This window comes from Microbacterium sp., from assembly GCF_036277215.1.
Taxonomy (GTDB): Bacteria; Actinomycetota; Actinomycetes; order Actinomycetales; family Microbacteriaceae; genus Microbacterium.
This window is the reverse complement of record NZ_DASUNI010000158.1, coordinates 1-4,235: the sequence shown is the minus strand read 5'-3', so window position 1 is coordinate 4,235 and position 4,235 is coordinate 1. Positions and strand designations below refer to the sequence as shown.

Annotated in this window: 3 protein-coding genes and 1 pseudogene; all 4 read right to left on the bottom strand. The window is 67.1% G+C overall.

Going from position 1 to position 4,235, the window contains the following annotated elements; all coding sequences use genetic code 11:
• A pseudogene (locus VFX99_RS08010) lies at positions 1-436 on the bottom strand (ABC transporter permease); the annotation flags it as partial.
• Positions 433-1,458: a TIGR03842 family LLM class F420-dependent oxidoreductase gene (locus tag VFX99_RS08005; RefSeq protein ID WP_329665768.1), complete on the bottom strand. Its 1,026-nt coding sequence runs from the start codon at positions 1,456-1,458 to the stop codon at positions 433-435. The gene VFX99_RS08005 and the pseudogene VFX99_RS08010, both read right to left, overlap by 4 nt.
• Positions 1,459-1,498: 40 nt before the next feature.
• Positions 1,499-2,935 (bottom strand): dihydropyrimidinase, encoded by a 1,437-nt coding sequence (gene hydA, locus VFX99_RS08000; RefSeq protein WP_329665767.1) that lies wholly within the window; start codon positions 2,933-2,935, stop codon positions 1,499-1,501.
• Position 2,936: 1 nt separating this feature from the next.
• A complete protein-coding gene (locus tag VFX99_RS07995; protein WP_329665766.1) occupies positions 2,937-3,785 on the bottom strand; it encodes a nitrilase-related carbon-nitrogen hydrolase in 849 nt (282 codons plus the stop codon).
• Positions 3,786-4,235: the final 450 nt, after the last annotated feature.

Sequence of the window (4,235 nt, the reverse complement as noted above, 5' to 3'; positions counted from 1 at the left end):
TGAGGATGATCCAGGGCAGCAGGCCCCACTCGACCAGACGCCATCGCTGCATCACCAGCGCGAGCGCGATGCCCACGACGAGTCCGACGAGCCAGCCGACGGCGGCGATGCCGAGGGTCGTGAGCGCGGCCAGCGCGATCGCCGCCCACAGCGCGGGCGATCCCTCGGCGCGCGTCACCGGTTGCAGCAGTCGGCCGATCATGTCCCAGACGTGCGGCATCGCGAGGTCGGTGGTGCGCGGCAGGATGCGCATGCCCCCGATCACGACCCCGTCCGACGGGCCGAGGAACTTGTACAGCTCCCACACGAGCGCCAGCAGCAGGATGCCCACCGCTCCCCACAGCCAAGCCGAGAGCGCACGCGGCCGAGCCGCGCGCAGAGGCTTGGCGCGCGGAGGCGCTGCGGGTCCGCTGGTCGGCTCGAGGGTCGTCGTCATCGCTTGGCCACCACGTGCTCGGAGAGTGCCGGAATGACCGTCTCTCCGTAGACGCGCAGCGTCTCCTCCTTGTTGTCGTGCTGGAGATACCCGGCGAACTGGGTCACGCCGAGCGCGCGCAGCTTCTCGAGTTTCGCGATGTGCTCCTCCGCCGTGCCCAGGATGCAGAAGCGGTCGACGATCTCGTCGGGCACGAAGTCCACGTGGTCGTTGTCCGCCTTGCCGTGCGTGTTGTAGTCGTACCCGACGCGCCCCTCGATGTAGTCGATGAGCTCGGCGGGCACGCCGCTCTCGTCGGCGTGGTGCCCGTACTTCGCCACGATGTCGGCGACGTGATTGCCGACCATCCCGCCGAACCAGCGGCACTGGTCGCGCATGTGCTGCCAGTCGTCGCCGATGTACATGGGCGCCGCCACGCAGAATGCGATCGAGTCCGGGTCGCGGCCCACATTGGCGGCGGCATGCCGGACGGTCTTGATCATCCACGCGGCGACGTCGAGGTCGGCCAGCTGCAGGATGAACCCGTCGCCCACTTCGCCGGTCAGCTTCAGCGCGAGCGGACCGTAGGCGGCGACCCACACGTCGAGCTTCGAGCCGTGACTCCACGGGAACTGGATCGTGGCGCCGTTGTACTCGACCGGTCGGGAGTTCGCGAGCTCGCGGATGACGTGGATCGACGCCCGCAGCTCGCTCATCGTGACCGGCTTGCCGTTGGTGACGCGCACGGCCGAGTCGCCGCGGCCGATTCCGCAGATCGTGCGGTTGCCGTACATCTCGTTGAGGGTGGCGAAGACGGATGCCGTCACCGTCCAGTCCCGCGTGGCGGGATTGGTGACGAACGGACCCACGGTCACCCGGTTCGTCTCGGCGAGGATCGCCGAGTGGATGACGTACGGCTCCTCCCAGAGCAGGTGCGAGTCGAACGTCCAGACGTGGTTGAATCCGTGGGCCTCCGCCAGCTTCGCGAGCTGCACGGTGCGGGCGGCAGGTGGGTTGGTCTGCAGGACGACGCCGAAGTCCATGGTGCTCCTATCGGTCGATTCGGTCGCGGGGACCGGTCACTCATGTCAGGTACTGGGTCAGGCCGCGCTTGAGGAACTGCCCGTCGCCCTTCGAACCGAGGTACTCGTTGCCGTCGACGATCACCTTGCCTCGCGACAGGACCGTGTCGACGTGGCCGTCGATCTCGAAGCCCTCCCACGCGGAATGGTCCATGTTCATGTGATGCGTCTTGCCCACGCCGATCGAGGTGTGCCCGTTCGGGTCGTAGACGACGATGTCGCCGTCGGCACCTGGCTGGATCACGCCTTTGCGTCCGTACATCCCGAACATGCGCGCCGGCGTGGTCGAGGTCAGCTCCACCCACCGCTCCAGCGTGATCTTCCCGGTCACGACGCCCTGGTACATGAGGTCCATGCGGTGCTCGATCGAGCCGATCCCGTTCGGGATCGCGCGGAAATCTCCGCGACCGAGTTCCTTCTGGTCCTTCATGCAGAACGGGCAGTGGTCGGTCGAGACCATCTGCAGGTCATTCGTCCGCAGCGCCTGCCACATGTGGTCCTGGTGGCCCTCGGCGCGCGAGCGCAGGGGCGTGGAGCACACCCACTTCGCTCCCTCGAAGCGCCCCCACTCCTCGCTGGACGCCCCGAGCTGCTCCTCGAGCGAGAGGTAGAGGTACTGCGGACACGTCTCGCCGAAGACGTTCTGGCCGCGGTCGCGCGCCGCGGCGAGCTGCTCGACCGCCTGCTTCGCGCTCACGTGCACGACGTAGAGCGGGGCGCCGGTCAGGTTCGCGATCATGATCGCGCGGTGGGTCGCCTCTTCCTCCATCTGCCAAGCGCGGGCGATGCCGTGGAAGTAGGGGTCGGTCTTGCCCTCGGCGACCAACTGTGCCGCGAGCACGTCGATCACGGGGCCGTTCTCCGCGTGCATCATCGTCAGCAGCCCGGTGTCGCGGGAGACCTGCATGGCCTTGAGCACCTGCGCGTCGTCCGAGTAGAACACTCCCGGGTAGGCCATGAACAGCTTGAAGCTCGTCACGCCCTCGTCGATCAGGCCGGGCATCGCCGCGAGTGCGTCTTCGTCCACCCCGCCGATGATCTGGTGGAACCCGTAGTCGATGGCGCAGTTGCCCGCGGCCTTCTCGTGCCACGCGGCCAGGCCGTCCTGCACTCGTTCGCCGTAGCGCTGCACCGCGAAGTCGACGATGCTCGTCGTTCCGCCCCACGCGGCGGCGCGGGTGCCGGTCTCGAACGTGTCGATGGCCGCGGTTCCCCCGAACGGCAGCTCCATGTGGGTGTGCGCATCGATGCCGCCGGGGATCACATACTTGCCGGTCGCGTCGATCACGGTGTCCACGGATGCCGCGACATCCGTCCCGAGCAGCTGCGAGCCGGGCGACAGCACCGCCGCGACGGTCTCGCCGTCGATGAGCACGTCTGCCAGCGACCGGCCGGTGGCGGAGACGACGGTGCCGCCGGTGATGAGTGTGGTCGCCATGTCAGGGCTTCGCGATCTCTGTGTAGGTGTCCGGCCGGCGGTCGCGGTAGAACTGCCAGTCGTCGCGCATCTCCTGAACCATGTCCATGTCGAGGTCGCGCACGAGCAGTTCCTCGTGGTCTCCCGAGCCGCGGTCGCCGACGAAATTCCCTCGCGGATCGATCACATTGCTCGTGCCGTAGAAGTTCACCGCCTCGTCGCCGAACTCGTTGTCCTCGCGGCCGACCCGGTTCGGCTGCAGCACGAAGTAGCCGTTCGCGACGGCGGCCGCTGGGCCCTCCACCTCCCACAGGCGGTTCGAGAGCCCGGGCTTGGTCGCGTTGGGGTTGAACACGACGTGCGCGCCGCGCAGGCCGTACTCGCGCCAACCCTCGGGAAAGTGCCGGTCGTAGCAGATGTACGTCCCGATCTTGCCGATCGCGGTCTCGAACACCGGGTAGCCCAGGTTGCCCGGGCGGAAATAGAACTTCTCCCAGAACTTCTCGACGTGGGGGATGTGGATCTTGCGGTACTTGCCCAGAACGGTGCCGTCGGCATCGACCACGACGGTGGTGTTGTAATACACGCCCGTCTGATCCTCCTCGTAGATCGGGAGGATCGTCACGACGCCCAGCTCCTTCGCGATCGACGCGAACCGCTGCACGATCGGCCCGTCGGCCGGTTCGGCGTAGCGGTAGTACTTCTTGTCCTGAGTGATGCCGAAGTAGGGCCCGTAGAACAGCTCCTGGAAGCACATCGCCTGCGCGCCATCGGCAGCGGCATCCCGAAGAAATCCCTCGTGTTTGTCGAGCATCGACTCTTTGTCGCCCGTCCACGTGGTCTGGGAAATTGCCGCGCGTACCGTCGCCATGCCGGTCTCCATCCGTCTCGACTGAACCACTTCGCGCTGTCGCCGACGGGGACCGGTTCGGGCACCGGTGGGGACTGCCCCCGCTGTTCGATCTTGGTCCTCGGACGTTTCCCGTCGATTTCAGCCTGTGTCCGGACAGTAAAGCCTGAGGGGGATGCGCGGCAAGGGGTTCGAGGGGATCGATACGCCCGCGACACAGGACTGGTATACGGCGTCGCCGACGGGCGTGGGATACATCGCTCGACGGATGCCTCGCACCCCGGTTGCCCGTAGCGTGAACCCGTGTTCCGCCGGCTCAAGACCCACCAGCTCGTCACCGACATCGTCGTGGCGGCGGTCTTCTTCGCGGTGGCTCTGCCCGTCGAGCTGATGGACATCCGGATGCCGGTGATGGACGGCATCGAGGCGACTGCCGAGCTGCTGGCGGACACGGATCCGCCGCGCGTCGTG

Excerpts from the sequence above, each read along its gene's own strand:
- VFX99_RS08005 (WP_329665768.1), bottom strand. The coding sequence starts at position 1,458 with ATGGACTTCGGCGTCGTCCTGCAGACCAACCCACCTGCCGCCCGCACC.
- hydA (WP_329665767.1), bottom strand. The coding sequence starts at position 2,935 with ATGGCGACCACACTCATCACCGGCGGCACCGTCGTCTCCGCCACCGGC.
- VFX99_RS07995 (WP_329665766.1), bottom strand. The coding sequence starts at position 3,785 with ATGGCGACGGTACGCGCGGCAATTTCCCAGACCACGTGGACGGGCGAC.